Raw genomic sequence first — 20,764 nt, 5'->3', positions numbered from 1 at the left:
AATCGAAAGAGAAATGATATTCTTTTATTGAAAGCTGAAAGAAGAAAAAGTAGAAGCAATAATATATGTAGTTAATCATGATGAGTGTTTTGTATCGAAATAGTACTAATTTAACTATAAGAAATATTGAGATATAAACAATGATAAAAATCACAGCAACAGTCTAATATTGTAGAAATTTTGCATTTATTTTTTTAGAATTTTTGTTAGGAGGATTCTATGGCAGAAGTTATTTTTGGCAGCATTTTATCAGCTTATCAACCGGGGCTGGAGCTTTGGTGATCCTTTTTATTCATCAATCCGTTACACATCGCTGGAAGGATGTTTTATTAGCTTTTAGTGCGGGGATTATGATGACTGCCTCAACCATTGGCCTTATACCAGAATCATTAAAATATGGCGGCTTTACAGCGCTTTTTATTGGAGTTTGTTTGGGGGTTGTGGTTTTAACCATTCTGGAGAAAAATATTCCACATATCGACCTAGAGCATAACCATAAAGGAATACAGTTTGATGAGAAGGCCTTATTAATCATTTCGGCGATTACTCTGCATAATATTCCTGAAGGATTGTCAGTTGGCGTCAGTTATGCTTCACAAGAAGGAGATACTGGAAATTTAATTGCCTTAGCTATAGGTGCACAGAATGCGCCAGAAGGCCTCCTGGTCGCATTATTTTTAATCAATCAGCGAATTAGTAAAAGGAAGGCCTTCGTAATTGCAACTTTAACTGGTGCGATTGAAATAGTTACTTCTCTATTAGGATATATGTTGACTTCATTTGTTCAAGGACTTGTCCCATTTGGTTTATCTTTTGCAGCAGGAGCAATGTTGTATATTATTTATAAAGAATTAATACCAGAAAGCCATGGAGATGGAAATGAACGCGTATCAACCTACGCGTTTATCTCTGGGCTTCTTCTCATGGTATTCATAATTGATATTTTTTAATTTAGAAATTATTTATACCAAAACTCTTGGCCAAATCATGACCATTTGTTGAAAGGCGAATTTCACTTCTTCATTTGGCCTTGGAGCTTGACCCATGACTTTTTGATACTTATTAATCAATTCATCAAGTTCTTGGCTGTATTTTATCGTTTCTTCACTTGTAAAGCCCTGTGTATTGGCACAATTTATCATTAATTCCCTCTTGGCTTTAATTTCTTCAATCATGTCGGAATGATTATTACTATTCTCGTACAATGTTAATCCCCTGCCTCATACATTCTTACTTTAAAACGCTAAAAAAGTAGACTACTTGAAGAATTATGACAAGAATTTTTATAAAAGTAAATACATTCGCAAAAGTAGACAAAACTTTCTATTTCTCATGATATTCGACAAAATTCTTCGTCATTTCTATGGTTTTTCGACAATATTCATAAATGATGAAAGCAAGATTTGACTCAGTACATTCAAATAATGAACGGATTATTTTTTCTCATTTTTGTCAGTTGATAAAATTGAAAGGGCTTTCATTATTTTATCGATATATTTTTTAGTCAAATTTACCTATTGATTTAGCTTCCAAACAAAAAACTGGCCAGCAGAATCTGCAGCCAGTTTTTTATTAAGTATTTTATTGGTTCACTTCTAATTTTTCGTAAATTGGCACCCAGCCTTCGGTTGTAACAAAGATACGGACCGCAACTACTTTCCGGTCTTCTTCTAAGGTAAAATAATGTCTTGTATTTTCAGGTACTGAAATTAGGTCGCCAGGATTCAAGTGAACTTCAAAAAATTCACCATCTTCTCCTTGAATAACGAAAACACCATGCCCGCTCACAATAAAACGAACTTCATCGTCAGTATGATGATGCTCATTTTTAAAGTTGGTCAATAACACATCCAGATTGGGTGTATTTTCAGATAAAGAAATTACATCTTGGGCTTTGTAGCCTCGTCGTGCCGAAATATCAGCAATTTCTCCAGCGAAAACAGTTAAGATTTCTTCTTTTTCATCATCGCTTAATAAATACTTTTCCACGAGTGTGGCTGGGAGTTTGTTAATATCCCAATTTTCGTAAATAACTTCCTGTGCTGCTAGAAAGCTAGCTACTTCTTCTTGTTCGCGGATTTGTTCATCTTTGTTTTGAAAGGTAATATATGCCATAATTAAACTCTCCTTTAATATATTAGACTACTTTAAACAATTGATATGGTTTGTGTTCTAGCAGGCGCAGTTGATAACGGAACAAAAATTCCGAGGCTTCAAGAATTTTCTTGGCCTCAAACGCGTTTCTCCCCCAAACTGTAATACCGTGGTTGCGAATTAAGATCGCGCCAGTATCCCCTGATACATATTCTGAAAATTTATTTGCGAGTGTTGGGATATGGGCATAATTCCGAATAATCGGTATTTTTAAAACAGCATCCTCTTCCCACTTATCAAATGCTTTTATTAATTCTTGACCTTTAAAGGTTACTTCACCATTGTCACCATAAACCTCCGAGATCACGTTATTATCAATCGTATGGACATGAAGACTGCAGCCAGCATTCGTCTTGCGGTAAATTTCAACGTGAAGCAATGTTTCTGCTGAAGGCTTTAAATGGGTTTCTTCAACTGCACAGCCGAATTCATCCACAAGTAAAAAATCCTCATCCGTCCGCTTGCGTTTATCCTTACCACTTGCCGTCACTAAAAATTGAAGCGGATGATCACTCACTTTAATCGCAAGATTCCCGCTTGTTCCCATAAACCAGTCCCGTTCCGCCAGTTCATCCTTTACATCGGCTAATTCAGACCATCTTTCCTTTAACATGTTAGTTCACCCACCTCAATTCTCTTTTTTATTTCTTCAATACAATCGAAGAATGTCTTAAAACCATGATGGTTAATACCCCATTCTTGGCATTTTTCTTGTAGCAGATCTCTTGCCAGTACAAAGTCAGCATGTTTTGCTGCCTCAAGATCTGTAACAGAATCACCGATAACAATTTTGAAGCTATTCTGATGATTCAATTTACGAATGATGCTTGGTTTACAGCATCCGCAATCATTATTACACAAGGAGTCACATTCATTGGGCCAAAGAATTCGAATCTTTTTATCAGAAAAATCAGATTCATTGCAATATATTCCTGTAAACGGATGATATTCGCTTAGAATGGGATGAACAAAAAAGTCGATACCGCCGCTTACGATATAAAGCGGAATTCCTGCTTCTCTTGTGAACTCCACAAACTCCTTAAAACCTGCTCTAATTTTGGCATTTTCAATCGCATACTTTGTTATTTCCTCTCTCCTATCAATTGGCAGGAGGGAAAACAAGCGGCCGACACCTTGCCTGATTGAAATCTGCTGAGAAAGAATTTGATCCTTTATCGCTTCCCACTCAGGGGGAGCGAATTTTTTCATGATGGCAATGATATTATCACTTTCGGTTATCGTCCCATCAAAGTCACAATAGATTACCGGATTTGCCATTAAGCAGTCACCTCGGTGGAAGGGACACCCCATAATTCTAATGCCACTTTTAGCTCAGGATACTGTTCAGCTCCTTGCGTAAGCAATTTCCCTTGAAGGGTCGTTTCGATTGCCTGACGGAATGCAAGGCCTCCTCCTCGTGCTCCGCTTGGATGTCCATGAACACCGCCGCCGGCATTAATAACAGAATCAATACCAAAGTCACGAATTAATAAAGGAACAAGTCCTGGGTGAATTCCTGCTGAAGGAACCGGGAATGCCTTTTTAAAACCATCTTCTCTCGTTAATTTTCTGGCAATCGCTAGCGCAGAAGATTTTTCTAACGCCACCGTTCCATACGGGGACGGGAATAGTGACAAATCTGCCCCAGCATAACGTAGAAGCTTACCAAGCAGCAAGGAGTGGGCAAAACCAAATTCCGGTGAGGAAGTTAAGGCACCACTTACCGCTGGATGTGCCATAAGCGGCAGACCAATTTCTTCGTCTTCCCTTAACTCTTGGAGAACATCCAATCCGTAGGAAAACACATTAAAAAGTAATAAGTCTGCACCAAGCTCAGCAGCTTTCCTTGCCTTGTCTTTTAACTGTGAAGTCCTGCCAGTAAGGTTCACTGCATATAAAGTTCTATGTCCAGTCTCGTCATAAACCTCTTGTAAAATGGTTTTCCCATCAGTGATTCTTTTTTCAAATGGAGTTAATTGATTTTCAAACAGAATTTCATCATCCTTGACCAGATCGACACCGCCAAGAGCCTGCTGCCTAAGCTGTTCAGAAAGGAACTTGAGATCTTTACCTAGAACTCCTTTAAAAATACTCATTAAGAGCGGCCTTTCAAAAACGTTTAATTTCTTTCGAATCCCTTCGATCCCAAACCTTGGACCAGGGAACAATCGTTTTAATTCTTCCTCAAACTGTAAATCTATTAATTTTATTTTTCCATCTAATGAAAGCTTCCCAAAGACAGTTGTTAAAATAGCAGGCAGATCATTAGAAAAATTTGCAGTTGGATAGGCAATGCGTATCAATGTTTTATTCTCTTCCTCAGAATCGATTCCCTCAATGGAAACTACTCTTCCTTTATGCTTTCGCAGTTGGTTTTTCTCTAGTTCTGGCAGGTTCGTCCATGATCCAACCGTTAAGCCTAAGGCAATTTCCTCTGCTTTTTTGTCTGGATTCGTTTCATTATGCAGTAAATATGTAGCGATTAATTCAGACATTATTACACTTCCTCTCTTTCAAAAACAACATAAAAAACCTCTTCGAAAAGAAGAGGTTAGCATCACAAACTAACATCTTCTCATCTATCAGCTGTTCGCTGCAAGAATTAGCACCGTGCTTAAAAATTGGTTAAGTCGGTTGCCGGGCTTCATTGGGCTAGTCCCTCCGCCTGCTCTTGATAAGAAAACGATTCGTATTTATTCATTATTTTCACATTGGATAACTTTATTTTGGATTATCGCAAGAAAAATTTAAAATGTCAATCTTTTTTTTAAATATTTCTAAACAACTAATTCTTCTGACAGCTTCCCTCAGCCTCTCTTCGGATGATAAAAGACCAACCCGGACAAAGCCCTCTCCAAACTCCCCAAAGCCAATTCCAGGTGCCACCATAATATGGGCCTGTTCAAGAAGAATATTAGCAAACTCCTCTGAGGTTATCCCACTTGGCACTTTTAACCAGGCAAAGAACGAGCCTTGTGGGGCTGTAACATTCCAGCCAAGTGAACGAAGACCATCAATCAGAACATTTCTTCTTCGCTCATAAAGCTGATTTAACTCCTTAACACAATCTTGTGAGGCTGTTAATGCCTCTGAAGCAGCCTCTTGAACAGCCCCAAACAAACTTACATAAAGATGATCCTGCAATAGTTCTATTGCGGATATGACACTTTCATTTCCAATGGCAAAGCCAACACGCCAGCCGGCCATATTATAGGTCTTAGACAGTGTATAAATTTCAATCCCCACATCTTTTGCCCCTTCGATTTGCAGAAAGCTTATTGGTTTTTCCCCATCAAATCCAATCGCCCCATAGGCAAAATCATGGACAATACAAATATCATTTTCAGATGCAAGCTTGACCGTGTCCTCAAAAAATTCTTTCGTAGCAGTCGCTCCAGTCGGATTATTAGGATAATTAAGGAACATTAATTTGGCTTTTGTTAACGTTTCAGCGGAGATCTCGTTATAGTTCGGCAAAAAGTTATTTTCTTCTCGAAGCGGCATCGTACTCATTTCTGCCTGTGCGAGCGCAACGCCAGACCAATAGTCGGGATAGCCAGGGTCCGGAACAAGAATGGTATCACCAGGGTTAAGCAAACATTGAGGAATTTCTACCAGTCCTGCTTTTCCTCCAAAAAGAATGGCCACTTCTTTATCAGGGTCGATGGATACCCCATATTCTCTTAAATAAAATTCAGCCACTGCCTGTTTTAAATAATGATGGCCCTGAAATGGAGAATATTTATGGTTAATGGGATTGGCTGCTGCCTCTTGAAGCTTGGCAACAATATGACTCGGTGTTGGCTGGTCAGGGTTCCCCTGTCCCAAATTTATCACATCAAAGCCCTGTTCAATATATTGTCCAACCTTTTTTACAAGGGTAGCAAAAAATTGTTTTGGCAGACTATTTAAAAGTTGTGATGGTGGAAATTCTTTCACTGCTCTCACCTGCTTAATTCATATTTTTCTTGAAATTCTAGTCACAAATGATATAACTTTTATAACAGCTTGTAAAGTAAAAATTCCGAACTTTCAAAGAGGTGGGAAACTTGAAATTGAAAATTACTTGTCTCCAAATGGATATCGCGTTTGGTAATCCTGAAAAAAACTATCAATCAGCAGATTTGCTTATTAAAAAGGCAATGGCAAATAAACCAGATATTATTGTTCTTCCTGAATTATGGACAACGGGGTATGATTTGACACGACTAAATGAAATTGCAGACATCGGCGCCAGCCAAACCATACAATTCCTCCAAAACGCAGCCAAGAAACATCACGTTCATTTTGTCGGCGGGTCCGTCGCCAATCAAGGAGAAAGTGGCGTGAAAAACACGCTTCTCATTGTAAACAATGAAGGTCAACTCATTCATCAATATAGCAAACTCCATCTGTTTAAACTGATGGATGAGCATCTCTATTTAGAAGCTGGTAACGAAAAAGGGTTATTTAGACTGGAGGACCAGCCATTTGCTGGTGTTATTTGTTATGACATCCGTTTTCCAGAATGGATTCGTACCCATACATCGCATGGCGCTGAAGCCCTGTTTGTCGTTGCAGAGTGGCCAGCGGCCCGTTTATCTCATTGGCGATCACTATTAATTGCAAGAGCCATTGAAAATCAATGCTTTGTGATTGCTTGTAATCGATCAGGGGCTGACCCAAAAAACCAGTTCGCCGGACATTCTATCGTTATTGACCCATGGGGCGAAATTATTGCTGAAGCAGGAGAAAAGGAAGAAATCTTAACAGTGGAGATTGAACTTGGTTCTGTAAAAGAGATTCGTAAATTGATTCCCATTTTTGAAGATCGAAAACCTGAAAACTATAAATAATTTTCAAAAAGTATTGACACTAATCTTTTTATCCTGTTATAGTACTAATCAGATTGAATAATTAAAAAATTAGATACTCTTATCACGAGCTGGCTGAGGGATTTGGCCCTTTGAAGCCCAGCAACCGACCATCATACCATTTTTTAATGGGGCGAATTAATTCGCTTAGGGTGAAATCCCCTAAAGGCACGGTGCTAATTCCAACAGAAGGATTTCTTTCTGAAAGATAAGAGGTGCGATAGACTTGTATGTCATCAAAGCCTCTTTTAAACAAGAAAGAGGCTTTTTTAGCGCAATATGGCGCAATCAAAGCCTCCAAAAAAAGGAGAAAAAAAGAATGAGTCTATTAAAACAACAAACCTATCAACCGTTAACTGAAACCGCTGCAATTAAACTAGCCTTAAGTTTAAATATTTTTACTAATAGTGCGGAGCTAACTTGCAAGGAAATCGGTGATGGCAATCTTAACCTTGTATTTCATATCGTGGATGAAAAGAATAAGAAAAGCATTATCATCAAGCAGGCTCTCCCTTACGCAAAGGTTGTTGGAGAAAGTTGGCCTTTAACCCTAAAAAGAGCAAAAATTGAAGCAGATGCATTAAAAACGTTTGGAGAGATTGCCCCAAATTATGTACCAAAGGTTTATTACACGGATGATGTACTCGCAGTAACAGTAATGGAGGACCTGTCTCACCTTTCAATTGCAAGAACGGGCTTTATTAAGGGGGAAACCTACCCGTTAATTTCTCAACATCTTGGCGAGTTTCTTGCTAAAACTCTATTTTATACATCGGATTACGGGTTAGGACCTGGTGCAAAAAAAGCAAGAGTTCATCAATTTATTAATCCTGAGCTTTGCAAAATTACGGAAGATTTAATTTTTACTGATCCATTTTATGATGCAGAAACAAATAACTTCGAAGCAGGATTAAGAGGAGCAGTCGAAGGACTTTGGCAGGACGAAGAATTAAAGCTGCAAGTCAATATATTGAAAAAGGCATTTTTAACTGATTCAGAGGTACTTCTTCATGGTGACCTGCACACAGGAAGTATTTTTGCAGATAATTCGGAAACAAAGGTAATTGATCCCGAGTTTGCCTTTTACGGACCGGCGGGATTTGATATTGCACAAGTATTTGCCAATCTTCTTTTCCAGGTCATTGTGAATGTTCCTAATCGTGAGACTTTTATCAATCACATTGAAACAGTTTGGAATGTTTTTGAAGAGGAGTATACTCATTTATGGGAAATAGAAAATAAAGAACCTCTAGCAAAAACAGCAGAATTCTTAAAATTTAATTTATCTAAATTTTTCGAAGACGCAATTGGATTTGCCGGCTGTGAATTAATCAGAAGAACAATCGGCCTAGCCCATGTTGCTGATTTAGATAGTATTGAAAATGAGCATGTTAGATTAGCAGCGAAACAAAAAACACTAGAACTCGGGAAAGCACTAATTAAACTTAGAAAAGAAACCAAAAACCTTGCAACTTTCTTCGAAACAGTCAAAACCGTGCTTGAATAACTTAAAAGCAATCCGAATATTTCGGATTGCTTTTTCATTCCGGTTTCGCCCACATTTCTTCTGGATTTAACTCATAAACCCCATTTTCCCTGTACATATAATGGTTGATTATGAACTCCCGTCGAATGGTCGCATAATCTTCATGAAATTGTTTAATATACTCATTTAGTTCTTTTTCTTCATATTTCTTTCCACTTTTTAATCCCTTAACCATATGTTCAAAGACTATTAATTTCTTTTTCCTCTGGGCAGGAATGGTTTTCAATTTACCATCTTTTGAATAGAAATTTCCAATAATTTTTTGCCTCTCAAGGCTGTCTTCTACCATATTTTCAAGTTCCTCCCCTCTTTTTTCTAAAAGTTGAGATAGCACATCCGCTTGTTGTTTAATCATCGAATGATTTAAATAGAAGTAAATCGTATTTTTATCCCTTCTTTCATAAACCACATGAACCTCACGTAGTTTTTTCAAGTGATGGGTAATCGTTGGTGCAGTTAAGCCCAGCTTACCGGCGATCGCCTGCCCGTGCAATGGGCCCTTAGCTAAAAGGGAAACAATCCTTACCCTTGTAGGGTCACCCATAGTTTTATAGAACTCTACTAAACGGTTCAGCTGCATCAAATTCATCAAACCCTTCATTTTGACATTCATCTAATTAGATATATATCAAATCATAAGTGTTCTGTCAATAAATAAAACACTTCCTTTGCTTGGAAGTGTTTTATTTCAAGGATGTAAATTATTTAAATCAACAGGTAATGTGATATGAAAAACAGTTCCTCTACCCTTTCTATAAAAAAATAATTATTATAACAGAAAAAGCAAAGATATACACTTTGCTTTTTCCGCGTCATTATAACATTGGATTTTCATGCTTAGCTTTTAGGCGCTGCCATCTCTTTTCAACTTCTGTTTCAAATTCTTCTAATAATGGTCTATTTTCTTCTTTAAGAAGATGCTTGGTTTTACCCATATATTTCAACCAATCAGATAGTGAAATCCGCTTGTTCTTTTCTTCCGGATTATACGTAATCGTTGTGACGCCTTGCTCCACTTCATAAAGCGGGAAGAAGCAAGAATCAACAGCGGCCTCGACAATTTTTGTACCGTAGCGGTCATCAGATTTCCAGTTAAGCGGACATGTGATGAGAATTTTCCCGTAAACCGTACCCAAATTTTGTGCATACCACTGGGCCTTTGCACCTTTTTTCACTAAGTCTTGCGGGAAGGCCTCTGACCCTGTAAACACATAAGGAATATTGGTTGACGCCATGATTTGTGCTGTATCCTTATGATGGAAGGCTTTTCCGCGCTGCGCTTTACCCACACCGGAGGTGCTAGTCATATGCCCTAGTGGTGTAGAATAAGACATTTGCGAACCAGTATTCATATAACCTTCATTATCATACTCCAGCATGATTAACTTATGTCCACGAAGCGCTGTTCCAATTGCAGAGCCCATACCAATATCCATACCACCATCACCAGTAATCATCACAAAGGTTGCGTCGTCAGAAACGTTGATTTCACCACGACGTTTTAATTCCATGAATGCTTCTAGTGTACCTGATAGGGTAGCTGCCCCGTTTTGAAACAAGTTGTGAATCATTGTTTGCTTATGTGAAGTGCTTGGATAACCTGTTGTCGTTACATAAGCACATCCAGTTTGGAATAGAGTTACAATATCTCCCTCAATTCCTTTAAAGAATAATTCTAATCCTGCAAAAATTCCGCACCCTGGACATGCACCATGACCAGATGCAATCCGTTTTGGTTTTCCGGTAAGGGCACGAAGAGGAGGAATTTTCACCTTTAATTTATTGGTTTCTTCATCCATTTTCACATCGATTAAACCAGTTTTATATACATCGCCATGCTGAGGCAAAATAACAGGCTTAAGGATTTTTTCAGGGTTTCCTGGAATATGCCCATAGTAATCAAATGGTTTTTCAGCATAGCCTTTTTCCATTGCATCAATCGCCATTTCAAAGAACGCCTGTGCATCACTAGCATAGAAATCCTTACCGCCAAGACCAAATACACGACTTAACACAATGGTATTGTTGTCTTTATCATCTTGTAGGGCTGATTTTACTTCGTGTGTTAAATTTGGACCATTTGCACCATACGAATCGGCACGCTCACCCACTAATAAGGTTTTTACATTCTTAAGTGCTTCGCGAATTTCCTTCGCTGGGAATGGACGGATAATATTCGGGCTAATTACCCCTGCTTTTATTCCTTTTTCACGCAATTGATCCACAACATCTTTTGCTGACTCTGCTGCAGAGTTTAATAGGAATAATGCCACATCTGCATCTTCCATTTTATATAAATCGAGGACTGAATATTCTCTGCCAGAAAGCTTAGTATATTCAGCAGCGACTTCCTTAAATACTTCACCAGCATTGTATATCGCTTCAGATTGCTGGTAGTGATTGTTGATGAAATCATCTCCGCTCATATGAGCGCCGATGGTTACGGGCTTGCTTAAATCCCTAACAAAATTGTAATCGGTAGGACATTCACCAACAAATTGCTGTACCACACGGCGATCCTTAAAGAATTCAACTCTACGTTTCTGGTGCGAAGTAAAGAATCCATCATATGCCACAATAACAGGCAGGCGGACTTTTGAGTGTTCGGCAATCTTTAATGCCATAATATTCATATCATAAACAGCCTGTGGCGTTTTGGCTGTTAAAATAACCCACCCTGTATTCAATGCATAATAAAGGTCAGAGTGGTCTCCACGAATATCAAGCGGTCCACTGACTGCGCGAGTTACTAGATTCATAACCATTGGAAAACGAGTTCCCGATTGGACAGGCATTTGTTCGAGCATGTATAAGAAACCATTGGCACTAGTTGCATTAATAACACGGGCCCCAGTTGCTGCAGCACCATAACAAATTCCAGCTGAACCGTGTTCTCCATCTGCTGGGATTAGCTTAATATCATGCTCCCCACGTGTTTTCATCTGGTCTAAAAATTGCGCTACCTCTGTTGATGGTGTAATTGGGAAATATCCCATTATATGATAATTAATCTGCGCTGCTGCCATGGCAGCCATTTCATTTCCTGACTCAAATGTAGAAGTTTGTTCTGCTACACCTTTAATAGATAATTTATCTTCTAAAATTGCCATTATTGAATCCCTCCTACAAGATAAGGAAAGTTTTGCTTAACGCGATTATCATCAGCATAACCCAGCATTTCACGCAGGTCACCCAGAGCATCTGTTGGACATGCTTCGACACATTTTAAGCAGCCCTTACAATATTGATAGTCAATTCCTTTAAGAAACATTTGCTTTCTGCCGCGCTTATCTTCTCCTTCTTCCCAGACAAAACAAAAATCAGGACAAACATTATCACAGGCAGCACAGTTAATACATTTGTCTTGCTTGAACTCCGGAAGAAATCCTTGGCGTGATCCGCTTAAATCTTTAAAAATGCTATTTGCTTGTGAAACCATAACCCCGCCGATTTCCTGAGTCATATAGCCAAGCTGTGGAAGCGGACGGGAAAACGCCTTGCCCTCAGCGCCTTCTGGCACCTCATAATTCTTAAATTGAACCTCATTATAACCACGGTCAAATGTCCGGATATTCGGTTCAACTAGATGAGGATATTTTTTAGTAAACGTTTTCCGGATCACATCTCTCATTGATTCAGGATCTAGAAAATCACAAATCCGATATAAGGCACCCAGCATTGCTGTATTGACTTTTGTCTTTTCTTCAACCGCAATGGTTAAAGCATCAACAATGGCAAGCGTACCATATTCAAGCTGTAAATCCTTTTTAACATCATCAAAATCTCTCGCTGTATTAACTAAGACGATTCCTTCAGCATCCAAACCGCTGACAACATTAACTGTTCTATATAATGCTTCATGGAAAACGCCCACTATATGCGGCTGTTCGATTGGACTATGGTCTCTTATCTCAACATCTGGATCACAAAAACGAATAAAGCTCTTTACAGGAGACCCTTTCTTTTCAGATCCATAAGATGAAAAATTGGAACCTTTTAAGCCAAGACTTAAAACACCAGCTTCAGCTAACATTTTTCCAGCTAAATTTGCTCCAAGACCACCGATTGATTCAAGACGGATTTCAAAAAATCCTAATTCATTTTTCTTCGGTAAAATAGACATAATGTCCCTCCCACAATTTCGTTCAAAAATTCTACACGAAAAAGACATAGAAATTTAACTTCCCCAAAATTATTGTAGAGCAATAACATTTTTTAAGCTGTGATAAAAGTCAAACATCACAAAAAAAGTTTTAATACACATTTATTTAATTCACTCAAACCATTAGTTTGATTGACTTTAAGAGATTTTTCTTTTTATATAACAGGATAATCAATGTGTTATAACAGATTTTACCCCATAAAAATAAGGCCCGCCTTTAGAACATAAAGGCAGACCTTTTGGTTAATTATAAATCATTTATTACTATATATGACGCTTTAATCGGACCATGAACTCCTACAACAAGATTTAACTCAATATCCGCCGAATTACTTGGCCCTGTAATAAAATTAATGCATGAAGCGACGTGACCAGTCTTTTGATACATTTCGCGCATTTTTTGTGCAGCTTGAGTGATACGAGGAACGAGACTGCTCTTTGGAATTAGCGCAATATAGGTAGTTGGTAAAAAACTGATTGTTCTCCCTTTATTTTCATCACTGAATAATACGACTGTCCCAGATTCGGCTAAGGTTATTTCACTGATGGTAATTCCTACATTTGCCTTTTCCGCCTTGGCAATATTTTCTTGCCCCTTTTTATAATCCCATTCATAAACTTCATAACTTTGGTTTGGCCATTCTTCTTTCATTAGACGGTCCAACCCCCACTTAGAAAAACGGTCATCCTTCCAAGTCACAATTGGACCGCCACCGTAACCTGTAACTACTTTATTTAGAGTTTTACTTAGATCTTCTAGTTTTGTTGTATAAAGATTCGTATGGATTTTCTTACACTGCTCAGTTAGGACCTCTAACAATTCATCTTGAGAAGCATCCCTAAATACCTCGTACTGAGGCTGAAATTTCCATTTTGGTTTTTTAACTGGATCAGTAAATCGAGGGCGTTCAAGCCGAGTAGCAACTTGATTTAAAAACTTCTCACGATTTTGTATCATGCCTGTCATGATTATTTGCCTCCTTTATCGCGATTTTTAAACCAATCTCTAAATCGCTCTTTATTTGGAGCCGGAAACTCTCGAATTTCCGTCCATGCCTTTAATGGACCTGGACCATTTGATATTTTGTCTCCCACTGTAAACGGGTTCATGGCTGCAGGTGCTAGTTTAGTGCCTAGCTTATAAAGGGTAGGAGAGGATGCACCTAGACCAAAAGCTTTCATCGCCAGCTTTTCGGAGATTGGTGCCTTCCCTTCTTTTTCAACAATGATTTCCCTGTGTTTATGAAGAAGATTATGCAACGGTATTTTAACGGGACAAACCTCTGTACAGGCTCCACAAAGGGTAGATGCATATGGTAATTCTTTATATTCCTCATATCCCCCAAGTAATGGTGATAACACAGCGCCAATTGGACCTGAATAAATCGAACCGTAGGAATGTCCTCCAACATGGCGATAAACCGGGCAAACATTAATACAGGCAGCACATCGGATACATTGAAGCACTGCTTGGAATTCTCCGCCTAAAATATTTGATCTGCCGTTATCGACAATTACTAGATGAAATTCCTCTGGTCCATCCACATCTAATTCCTCTCTTGGACCTGTTAAAACAGTAATATAGCTGGTTAATTTTTGCCCGACTGCACTTCTCGTTAAGAGGCTGACAAGAACCTCCATCTCTTCAAAAGTAGGAACAATTCTCTCCATTCCCATGACCGTTATTTGCGTTTTTGGTAAGGCCGTTACTAAATCGGCGTTCCCTTCATTCGTTACTAAACTAAACGAACCCGTTTCAGCAACAGCAAAGTTACAACCTGTAATTCCGATATCTGCTGATAGATATTCCTTACGAAGCATATCCCGTGCATGCGCTGCTAGTTCTTCAGGCTTTGAAGTCTTGGTGTAGCCCAGTTTTTCCTTAAATACATCCCGAATTTGCTCTTTATTTTTATGAAGAGCCGGGACGACAATATGTGATGGTGGGTCATGATCATCGACTTGCAGAATGTATTCACCAAGGTCAGTTTCAATTACTTCACAGCCCTCTTGCTCTAATACGGCATTTAAGCTGATTTCCTCCGTAACCATCGATTTCGATTTGACAATTTTCTTTGCATTTTTCTTTTGGACGATACCTCGGATATACTCATTGGCCTCTTCTTTTGTTTGTGCAAAAAAAACATGTCCGCCACGTTTGGCAACATTCTCACTTAATTGCTCTAAATAATAATCCAAATGCGCAAGGACATGCTGTCGAATTTCTTCGCCATGTGATCGCCAGTCTTCCCAATTCCCCAACTCTTCGGTTGCGACTCGCCTTTTTACACCCATTCCGTCCTGAGCGCCAGCAACCGCACCGCGCATAAAGGAATTATGAATCCCTTTATCCACACGTTCTTTAAATTGATCTGTGCCAATCTTCATTGCCATAGTATGATTCCTCCCATAATTTCGAATTCTCAAACTCCACAACCAGATTGATTTATCTGCTATTTAATACCTCAGCTATATGCATTACTTTAATCGGCTTGCCTTTTCTTTCAATCCGGCCGCCAATATTCATAAGACAGCCTGCATCTGCACCAATTAAATACTCTGCTTCTGTTTCTTCCACATGTCGTACTTTTTCATCAACCATTTGCTCTGATATTTGTGCCATTTTAACTGAAAAGGTTCCGCCGAATCCACAGCATTGTTCCTTGCCTGGCAATTCTGTGAACCTAAGACCTTTTACATTCTTTAAAAGAATCATAGGAGCCTCTTTAACACCTAATAACCTTGTCATATGACAGGAAGTATGATATGTAACACTTGCATCAAACCTTGCACCCACATCTTCTATTTTTAAAACATCCACAATAAACTGTGTTAACTCAAATGTCTTTTCTGCCAGTTTTATTGCTTTTGGTTCCCAAACAGGATCTCCCTTAAAAATATGGGGATATTCACGAAACATGGTTGCACAAGAACCTGATGGGGACACTACGTATTCGGCATCAATAAAGGTATCGATCATCCGTTTCATTGCCTGTTTTGATTCGTTGACATAACCACTATTATAAGCAGGCTGTCCGCAGCAAACCTGCGATTCAGGAAAATCAATCTCACACCCTAGCCTTTCAAGTAGTTCAACTGTAGCTTTTCCTACATTACTTTGGAATAAATCAACTAAACAAGTTGCAAAAAGAGTAACCTTCATATCTCTCTCCCTCTCATAACATATAATAATTTAAGCAACTCCAAACAGCAGATTAACTGGTCATCTGATGACTAAACAAAAAAAGATTGTCAAAGTTTTAATATTTATCATATTACTATAAGGTTAACAGGCTCGCTTCTTTTTCCATTCTTTTCGCCATTCCTTGGCTGGCTTGGGGTATTTATCACTGGTTCAGATACTTCTGCTAACTTGCTATTTGGTAACCTGCAAAAGATTACAGCAACTTCTATTGGCATGGATCCAGTGTTAGCGATTGCAGCTAACTCATCAGGTGGAGTAACAGGAAAAATGATATCACCTCAATCCATTGCAGTAGCTTGTGCGGCTGTAGGACTTGCAGGAAAAGAATCCGATTTATTCCGTTTTACCGTTAAACACAGCTTCATCTTAGTAATAATTGTTGGAATTATGACCTTCCTTCAGAGTCATTTCCTGTCCTTCATGATTCCATGATAAAAATTCTTAAGACCTGTGCCAACAAGCACAGGTCTTTTTTCATGGTTTGCTTCTATCATTTTTGTTTAAAATAGATTATAATAAAATATTGTTTTATTTTAGCAAAAGGAGTATTTTTATGAAGGTTATTTGCTCTACCTTGAATGCCAAGTATATTCATACAAACTTAGCAATCCGCTATTTGAAAGCCTATGCATCTCCTGAATTTGATATACAAATTAAAGAATATACGATAAAGGACCCTATCATGAATATAGTGTCAGACCTTTATCAACAAAAACCAAGCGTGATTGGCTTTAGCTGTTACATTTGGAATATCGAAGAAACGCTTAAAGTTGTCAGCATGTTAAAAAAAATAGACCCTTCTATTTATATTGTCTTAGGTGGTCCTGAGGTCACTTATGATACAAGTTATTGGATGAAAAACTATCCAGAGATAGATTTTATTGTGATCGGTGAAGGGGAACAAACCTTTAAACAGTTACTTACAGAATTAGAAATGAGTCAAAATTTACTAAATGTCCACGGAGTAGCTTATCGTGAAGAAGGTAAAGTGAAGATCACTCCGCAGCGCAATAAGCTGGACCTTAAGGAACTTCCATCGCCATACCGATTCCCTGAGGATATTCCTCATCTAAGTAAGCGGGTATCTTACATAGAGACAAGTCGTGGCTGTCCATTTAGTTGCCAATTTTGTCTTTCTTCTATTGAAGTTGGCGTCCGATATTTTGATCGAGAAAAAATAAAAGACGATATCCGCTATTTAATGGCGAATGGCGCAAAAACGATTAAATTTGTTGATCGTACCTTTAATATTAGCAGGAGCTATGCAATGGAAATGTTCCGTTTTCTCATTGATGAACATCTTCCTGGGACCGTATTTCAGTTCGAAATAACGGCTGACATTATGCGGCCAGAGGTTATAGAATTTCTAAATCAGGAGGCACCTAAGGGGCTTTTCCGCTTTGAAATCGGCGTCCAATCAACTAATGATTATACGAATGAACTTGTAATGAGGAAACAGAACTTTGTAAAGCTAACCAGAACAGTTACCATGGTTAAAGAAGGTGGGAAAATTGACCAGCATCTTGATTTAATTGCTGGACTTCCTGAAGAGGACTACTCATCTTTCCGTAAGACTTTCAATGATGTCTTTGAAATGAGACCTGAAGAATTGCAATTAGGATTTTTAAAAATGCTGCGAGGAACAGGGGTACGATTGCGTGCTGCCGAGCATCAATATGTATATATGGACCATTCCCCATATGAAATCTTAAGTAATAATGTCCTTTCTTTTGATGACATTGTGAGAATTAAGCAAGTAGAAGATGTACTTGAGAAATATTGGAATGACCACCGTATGGATAATACGGTTGAATATTTGGTAATGAATGCCTTTCCATCAGCATTTGATTTCTTTCAAGAATTTGGTTCTTATTGGGATGTGCAGGGTTGGTCAAGAATTGGGCACCAACTAGAAGATTTGTTCCGGCGCTTACATTCATTTTTGGAATATAAATCTATTGATGAGTTAGATATCGTTACAAGTCTGATGAAATATGATTACCTTAAACATCATAAGTTTAAGCCGAGAAAACCATGGTGGGAAGCGAACCTGGAAAAACAGCAGCGGACCCAATTGTACAAACAAATTTCGGAGAATCCATCTTTGTTAGGAGAGGCTTTCACCATACTTGGACTGGATGAAAAGGAATTATATAAGCATACAATGCTTGAAGAGGTTTCCTTTGATTTATCGAGTTATTTAGAAACAGGAGAGATTATAAGTGCTCCATCCTACCTGCTGGCTTACTTTGACCCAACAAATTCTCGAACTGTTATTTTTCCGTTTAAATGAATTAAAGAAGCCTGAATAATAGTGTTGATTTGCGCTCCAGGCGCTTCGCTTTCCGCGGGCGTGCCGGGGAGCCTCCTCGTCGCTTCGCTCCTGCGGGGTCTCCCCTGCCCCGTACTCCCGCAGGAGTCTTCGCGCCTTCCGCTCCAATCAACGGTGTGGTATTCAATTTTGACCTACAACTCATTTAAAAATCATAAAAATAAGCCGAAATCACTTTTGTTATCAAAGGATTTCGGCTTTCATTTTATTTTTTATTTCTGGATAGCTTAAAAAAACCTTATTATTCTTAATCTCGATAAGCTGAAAAAACCGGTCCTGGCTTATTTTTGTTTCCTTGTACTTTTTTGCTTTAAAAGCTTTTTTATTTCATAAAGCTTTACACCGTTAACATCGCCAATTTCCATACTGAAATCCTCAGTCGGTATACGCGGGGGGATTTTACGACGACCAGTCATTTAGCTCCGACCTTTTTTTCCTAATTTTGAATTGCGGTTTTGAAAACGAATCGCATTGTTATTATCAGTAAATTCTGCTGAGAATTCACTTTCTTGAACATTTTTGTGGGGGGTTTTCGTATATTTTTCTACTGCATCAAATTCCGCTTTTCGCTTTGCCATTGTTTGACTCCTCCTACTAATTATTCTTACACCCTTAGTTTTTTCATTTTTGACATAAACATTCGTTTCCTTATTTTTCATTCATAAAATTACTCCATTGAAAGAAAATAAGAAAAAATGGAGTGAGGAAAAATGACAAAAAATAAAGAAGAAAAATCGATAGAGAAAATTACTTTAGAAGAAACCATGCCACATCAAATTAATGCCCCAAGTTTTTCAGAAACAGGAATTAAGATGCAGCCTCCCTTTGTAAATGAACATGGTGTGATTATCGGAGATAGCCTTTATGCTTCCGAAAATTCTCCATTAGAAAACTGGTCAAAGGACACCGACCCTGCCATAATGGCTGGTGACGAATGGGTTCACCCAACGAATGATATTGGCTGGAATACAGCGGAGAATCGTGAACTTCTAGAAAGTAAAAAGAAACCTAAAGCCTACCCATTTATGCATCCTTCAAAAGACGTTAGTCATGGCAGTGACTAAAACGCAATTGACTCTGGGAAAATGATCCCAGAGTTTTTTGTATGAGTGTTATAATGCAATTAGAATAGCTTTTTTGAGGGGTGCGTTCAATGTTATTACCTGCACTTGCTGAGAAAATCATAAATGAAGTGCGAAAATTAATTGGAGAAGATATTATCGTGGTAAATATAGAGGGTATTATTATAGCAAGCACAGACTTTAAACGAGTTGGGACCTTTCATGAAGGGGCTTTTATTGCTTTACAAAAAAAGAAAAAATTGATTATTACAGAAGAAGACCAGATGAAGCTTACAGGTGTAAAGGCTGGAATAAACTTTCCGATATTTTTTCAAAATGATGTGATCGGGATTATCGGAATTACAGGAGATCCTTCTAAGGTAACTCCGTTTGGAGAAATTATTCGCAAAATGACGGAACTTCTGTTAATTGGATTTTACCAACGGTCCGGGTTACAAGCCACTGCAAGAAAAATTGGCTTTTTAGGGATCTTGCCCGACCATTTAGCATTGATGGAAAAAGTGCTCCCAGAAGTAGCAACAATGAAAGAATTAAAAAATAGACCTGTCCATGTTGATCCGATTGGAAAACAAACACATCGAGTTGCTTTTTTTAGCGGTTGTTTGATGGACTCGATGTTTATGAAAACAAATGACTCTACGATCAAGTTACTATAGCTTGCGGGTTGCGAAATTATTATCCCAGAAGAACTGCTGTGGCGCCCTCCACGGTCATTATGGTGAAAAGAATGGTTCAGCAAATCTGGCAAAAAGGAATATCCAAGCCTTTGAAGACTTAAATGTTGATTTTATTATAACAAATGCAGGCGGTTGTGGTGCCTTCTTGCTTGATTATGATCATCTATTAAAGGACGATCCTGAGTGGAAAGAGCGGGCAAAGAAATTCACAGAAAAAATTCAAGATGTTTCTGAAATTTTGGTTTCTGTTAACTTTCACAAGAAGGTGAAATTAGAGCTACCGCCTCAAGTTATTACCTATCAGGATTCTTGTCACTTACGGAATGTAATGAAAACGGCTTCTGCACCCAGACAACTTCTCCAATCTATTAAGGGAGCAGAGTATGCAGAAATGAAAGATGCAGATCGTTGCTGCGGGTCAGCTGGAATTTACAATATTATTGAGTCAGAAATGTCGATGAAAATGCTTGACTACAAAATGGAGCAAGCAAAAAATACACAGGCAACAACGATTGTAACTGCCAACCCAGGCTGCCTGCTCCAAGTGAAGGTTGGAATTGAAAAAGAAGGGCTCTCTGAGAAAATGAGAGGCATCCATATTGTTGACCTATTATTAGAAGCTGTTAAAACTGAATAAATAAATTGCTCTGTTAAACGATATTTTTGTTTCTTATACTCTGTTGAATGGAGTGGAAGGCGCTCGACTCCTGCGGGAGTACGGGGCAGGGGAGACCCCACAGGCGCAAAAGCGCC

Annotated in this window: 18 protein-coding genes, 4 pseudogenes and 2 riboswitches; of the genes and pseudogenes, 8 read left to right on the top strand and 14 right to left on the bottom strand. The window is 38.5% G+C overall.

Annotation, left to right across the window (positions count from 1 at the left end):
• Positions 1-219 precede the first annotated feature (219 nt).
• A pseudogene (locus ABES02_RS20990) lies at positions 220-950 on the top strand (ZIP family metal transporter).
• A gap of 12 nt (positions 951-962) precedes the next feature.
• Here ABES02_RS20990 and ABES02_RS20985 read toward each other — a convergent pair.
• The 6 genes from ABES02_RS20985 to ABES02_RS20960 form a co-directional block, all read right to left on the bottom strand.
• Positions 963-1,205, bottom strand: coding sequence for an aspartyl-phosphate phosphatase Spo0E family protein (locus tag ABES02_RS20985; protein ID WP_430139280.1), 243 nt, complete (start codon positions 1,203-1,205; stop codon positions 963-965).
• 376 nt (positions 1,206-1,581) lie between these two features.
• The gene (locus tag ABES02_RS20980; RefSeq protein ID WP_430139279.1) at positions 1,582-2,115 is read right to left on the bottom strand and encodes a 1,2-dihydroxy-3-keto-5-methylthiopentene dioxygenase; all 534 of its coding nucleotides are present in this window, start codon (positions 2,113-2,115) and stop codon (positions 1,582-1,584) included.
• Positions 2,116-2,137: 22 nt separating this feature from the next.
• Positions 2,138-2,767 (bottom strand): methylthioribulose 1-phosphate dehydratase, encoded by a 630-nt coding sequence (locus ABES02_RS20975; protein ID WP_430139277.1) that lies wholly within the window; start codon positions 2,765-2,767, stop codon positions 2,138-2,140.
• Positions 2,761-3,432, bottom strand: a complete 672-nt coding sequence (locus ABES02_RS20970) for a 2-hydroxy-3-keto-5-methylthiopentenyl-1-phosphate phosphatase (protein WP_430139275.1) — start codon at positions 3,430-3,432, stop codon at positions 2,761-2,763. Before ABES02_RS20970 ends, ABES02_RS20975 begins: the two co-directional genes overlap by 7 nt.
• Positions 3,432-4,649 carry a 2,3-diketo-5-methylthiopentyl-1-phosphate enolase gene (gene mtnW / locus ABES02_RS20965; protein ID WP_430139273.1) on the bottom strand — a complete coding sequence of 406 codons (1,218 nt, stop codon included), beginning with the start codon at positions 4,647-4,649 and terminating at the stop codon, positions 3,432-3,434. Before mtnW ends, ABES02_RS20970 begins: the two co-directional genes overlap by 1 nt.
• Before the next feature lie 77 nt (positions 4,650-4,726).
• A riboswitch (SAM riboswitch) is annotated at positions 4,727-4,835 on the bottom strand.
• A 40-nt stretch (positions 4,836-4,875) separates the two neighbouring features.
• On the bottom strand, positions 4,876-6,093 hold the full coding sequence (locus ABES02_RS20960; RefSeq protein WP_430139271.1) for a pyridoxal phosphate-dependent aminotransferase: 1,218 nt from the start codon (positions 6,091-6,093) through the stop codon (positions 4,876-4,878).
• Positions 6,094-6,203: 110 nt separating this feature from the next.
• Here ABES02_RS20960 and ABES02_RS20955 point away from each other — a divergent pair, with 110 nt between their 5' ends.
• Both ABES02_RS20955 and mtnK read left to right on the top strand, forming a co-directional pair.
• Positions 6,204-6,989 (top strand): carbon-nitrogen family hydrolase, encoded by a 786-nt coding sequence (locus ABES02_RS20955; RefSeq protein WP_430139269.1) that lies wholly within the window; start codon positions 6,204-6,206, stop codon positions 6,987-6,989.
• A 76-nt stretch (positions 6,990-7,065) separates the two neighbouring features.
• Positions 7,066-7,222: riboswitch (SAM riboswitch) on the top strand.
• Between the two features lie 104 nt (positions 7,223-7,326).
• A complete protein-coding gene (gene mtnK, locus ABES02_RS20950) occupies positions 7,327-8,514 on the top strand; it encodes an S-methyl-5-thioribose kinase (protein WP_430139267.1) in 1,188 nt (395 codons plus the stop codon).
• Between the two features lie 34 nt (positions 8,515-8,548).
• Here mtnK and ABES02_RS20945 read toward each other — a convergent pair whose 3' ends face one another.
• The 6 genes from ABES02_RS20945 to ABES02_RS20920 all read right to left on the bottom strand — a co-directional run bounded on the left by ABES02_RS20945 (position 8,549) and on the right by ABES02_RS20920 (position 15,878).
• Entirely contained in the window at positions 8,549-9,133 is a 585-nt protein-coding gene (locus ABES02_RS20945) for a metalloregulator ArsR/SmtB family transcription factor (protein WP_430139301.1), read from the bottom strand.
• Between the two features lie 235 nt (positions 9,134-9,368).
• Positions 9,369-11,663: a thiamine pyrophosphate-dependent enzyme gene (locus ABES02_RS20940; protein ID WP_430139265.1), complete on the bottom strand. Its 2,295-nt coding sequence runs from the start codon at positions 11,661-11,663 to the stop codon at positions 9,369-9,371.
• The gene (locus ABES02_RS20935) at positions 11,663-12,676 is read right to left on the bottom strand and encodes a 2-oxoacid:acceptor oxidoreductase family protein (protein WP_430139263.1); all 1,014 of its coding nucleotides are present in this window, start codon (positions 12,674-12,676) and stop codon (positions 11,663-11,665) included. Before ABES02_RS20935 ends, ABES02_RS20940 begins: the two co-directional genes overlap by 1 nt.
• Positions 12,677-12,962: 286 nt before the next feature.
• The gene (locus tag ABES02_RS20930; RefSeq protein WP_430139261.1) at positions 12,963-13,682 is read right to left on the bottom strand and encodes a LutC/YkgG family protein; all 720 of its coding nucleotides are present in this window, start codon (positions 13,680-13,682) and stop codon (positions 12,963-12,965) included.
• A 2-nt stretch (positions 13,683-13,684) separates the two neighbouring features.
• Positions 13,685-15,109: a LutB/LldF family L-lactate oxidation iron-sulfur protein gene (locus tag ABES02_RS20925; protein ID WP_430139259.1), complete on the bottom strand. Its 1,425-nt coding sequence runs from the start codon at positions 15,107-15,109 to the stop codon at positions 13,685-13,687.
• A gap of 52 nt (positions 15,110-15,161) precedes the next feature.
• Entirely contained in the window at positions 15,162-15,878 is a 717-nt protein-coding gene (locus ABES02_RS20920; RefSeq protein WP_430139257.1) for a (Fe-S)-binding protein, read from the bottom strand.
• Between the two features lie 111 nt (positions 15,879-15,989).
• On the opposite strand from ABES02_RS20920, the pseudogene ABES02_RS20915 reads away from it, so the two are divergent.
• Positions 15,990-16,352: pseudogene (locus tag ABES02_RS20915) on the top strand (L-lactate permease); the annotation flags it as partial.
• 121 nt (positions 16,353-16,473) lie between these two features.
• On the top strand, positions 16,474-18,213 hold the full coding sequence (locus ABES02_RS20910; RefSeq protein WP_430139255.1) for a B12-binding domain-containing radical SAM protein: 1,740 nt from the start codon (positions 16,474-16,476) through the stop codon (positions 18,211-18,213).
• A gap of 320 nt (positions 18,214-18,533) precedes the next feature.
• Here the strand turns inward: ABES02_RS20910 and ABES02_RS20905 are convergent, their stop codons facing one another.
• Together ABES02_RS20905 and ABES02_RS20900 are read right to left on the bottom strand one after the other, a co-directional pair.
• Complete coding sequence (locus tag ABES02_RS20905; protein WP_430139253.1) at positions 18,534-18,668, bottom strand: hypothetical protein; 135 nt, start codon at positions 18,666-18,668, stop codon at positions 18,534-18,536.
• A complete protein-coding gene (locus tag ABES02_RS20900; protein ID WP_430139305.1) occupies positions 18,669-18,911 on the bottom strand; it encodes a hypothetical protein in 243 nt (80 codons plus the stop codon).
• Between the two features lie 51 nt (positions 18,912-18,962).
• Here ABES02_RS20900 and ABES02_RS20895 point away from each other — a divergent pair, with 51 nt between their 5' ends.
• The 3 genes and pseudogenes from ABES02_RS20895 to ABES02_RS20885 form a co-directional block, all read left to right on the top strand.
• Complete coding sequence (locus ABES02_RS20895) at positions 18,963-19,316, top strand: DUF3905 domain-containing protein (protein WP_430139251.1); 354 nt, start codon at positions 18,963-18,965, stop codon at positions 19,314-19,316.
• A gap of 89 nt (positions 19,317-19,405) precedes the next feature.
• A pseudogene (locus tag ABES02_RS20890) lies at positions 19,406-19,702 on the top strand (sugar diacid recognition domain-containing protein); the annotation flags it as partial.
• Positions 19,703-19,738: 36 nt separating this feature from the next.
• Positions 19,739-20,648 (top strand): annotated as a pseudogene (locus tag ABES02_RS20885) ((Fe-S)-binding protein); the annotation flags it as partial.
• Between the last annotated feature and the right edge of the window lie 116 nt (positions 20,649-20,764).

The organism is Neobacillus pocheonensis, from assembly GCF_050477905.1.
GTDB lineage: Bacteria > Bacillota > Bacilli > Bacillales > Cytobacillaceae > Neobacillus > Neobacillus pocheonensis_A.
Note: the sequence above shows the minus strand (reverse complement) of the source record. Positions and strands in the feature narration are given on the sequence as shown.

What these genes read in the sequence shown, in the direction of transcription:
- ABES02_RS20980 (WP_430139279.1), bottom strand. Translation starts at nt 2,115, where the DNA reads ATGGCATATATTACCTTTCAAAACAAAGATGAACAAATCCGCGAACAA.
- ABES02_RS20975 (WP_430139277.1), bottom strand. Translation starts at nt 2,767, where the DNA reads ATGTTAAAGGAAAGATGGTCTGAATTAGCCGATGTAAAGGATGAACTG.
- ABES02_RS20970 (WP_430139275.1), bottom strand. Translation starts at nt 3,432, where the DNA reads ATGGCAAATCCGGTAATCTATTGTGACTTTGATGGGACGATAACCGAA.
- mtnW (WP_430139273.1), bottom strand. Translation starts at nt 4,649, where the DNA reads ATGTCTGAATTAATCGCTACATATTTACTGCATAATGAAACGAATCCA.
- mtnK (WP_430139267.1), top strand. Translation starts at nt 7,327, where the DNA reads ATGAGTCTATTAAAACAACAAACCTATCAACCGTTAACTGAAACCGCT.
- ABES02_RS20945 (WP_430139301.1), bottom strand. Translation starts at nt 9,133, where the DNA reads ATGCAGCTGAACCGTTTAGTAGAGTTCTATAAAACTATGGGTGACCCT.
- ABES02_RS20940 (WP_430139265.1), bottom strand. Translation starts at nt 11,663, where the DNA reads ATGGCAATTTTAGAAGATAAATTATCTATTAAAGGTGTAGCAGAACAA.
- ABES02_RS20935 (WP_430139263.1), bottom strand. Translation starts at nt 12,676, where the DNA reads ATGTCTATTTTACCGAAGAAAAATGAATTAGGATTTTTTGAAATCCGT.
- ABES02_RS20930 (WP_430139261.1), bottom strand. Translation starts at nt 13,682, where the DNA reads ATGACAGGCATGATACAAAATCGTGAGAAGTTTTTAAATCAAGTTGCT.
- ABES02_RS20925 (WP_430139259.1), bottom strand. Translation starts at nt 15,109, where the DNA reads ATGGCAATGAAGATTGGCACAGATCAATTTAAAGAACGTGTGGATAAA.
- ABES02_RS20920 (WP_430139257.1), bottom strand. Translation starts at nt 15,878, where the DNA reads ATGAAGGTTACTCTTTTTGCAACTTGTTTAGTTGATTTATTCCAAAGT.
- ABES02_RS20910 (WP_430139255.1), top strand. Translation starts at nt 16,474, where the DNA reads ATGAAGGTTATTTGCTCTACCTTGAATGCCAAGTATATTCATACAAAC.
- ABES02_RS20905 (WP_430139253.1), bottom strand. Translation starts at nt 18,668, where the DNA reads ATGACTGGTCGTCGTAAAATCCCCCCGCGTATACCGACTGAGGATTTC.
- ABES02_RS20900 (WP_430139305.1), bottom strand. Translation starts at nt 18,911, where the DNA reads ATGAAAAATAAGGAAACGAATGTTTATGTCAAAAATGAAAAAACTAAG.
- ABES02_RS20895 (WP_430139251.1), top strand. Translation starts at nt 18,963, where the DNA reads ATGACAAAAAATAAAGAAGAAAAATCGATAGAGAAAATTACTTTAGAA.